Annotated in this window: 1 protein-coding gene; it reads right to left on the reverse strand. The window is 52.2% G+C overall.

Translation table 11 applies throughout. The features are described 5' to 3' along the window. Window positions 1-49: 49 nt before the first annotated feature. A partial coding sequence (locus tag EKD02_RS09925; protein ID WP_126385337.1) for an IS3 family transposase occupies window positions 50-607 on the reverse strand: 558 nt, incomplete at its 5' end.

A 607-nucleotide genomic window follows, 5' to 3' on the forward strand; every position in this document is an offset into this window, starting at 1 on the left:
TGAAGTACTCCCCATCTATAGGGCAGCTATCGAGAGAAAATAAGTTTGCTCATGCTGCCTCCGGGGCCTGGACCTTCTGCGAGTAATAAACAGTGGCGGGAACCTCTCCGTTGAGAGACTTGTGCCGCCTGGTCGTATTGTAATCATTGAACCAGTTCTTCAGCCCTTGGTAGAGTTCAATACCGTCGACTGGGGGACGGTAGTAAATGTACTCATATTTAACGCTTCGCCACAACCGCTCGATGAAAACATTGTCAATAGCCCGTCCTCTACCGTCCATGGAGAGCTTCACTTTGGCCTCTTTGATGACAGCTGTTGTGAAGACCTCGCTGGTGAACTGACTGCCCTGATCGGTGTTGAGTATTTCCGGAGCACCGTGCATGCTGACTGCTTCCCGGAACACCTCGGCGCACCAAGTGGCGTCCATCGTATTCGATACAGACCAGTTCAGCACATAGCGGCTCTTGAGATCGATGACTGCCATCAGATACATGAACCCCTGAGCCATTGGAACATAGGTGATATCGGTGGCCCAGACCTGATTGCAGCGCTGTATGGTCAGGCCTCGAAGCAAATACGGATACACCTTGTGCCCGGGTGCCGGTTT

Origin of the sequence: Chlorobium phaeovibrioides (assembly GCF_003968655.1) — a bacterium.
GTDB lineage: Bacteria > Bacteroidota > Chlorobiia > Chlorobiales > Chlorobiaceae > Chlorobium > Chlorobium phaeovibrioides.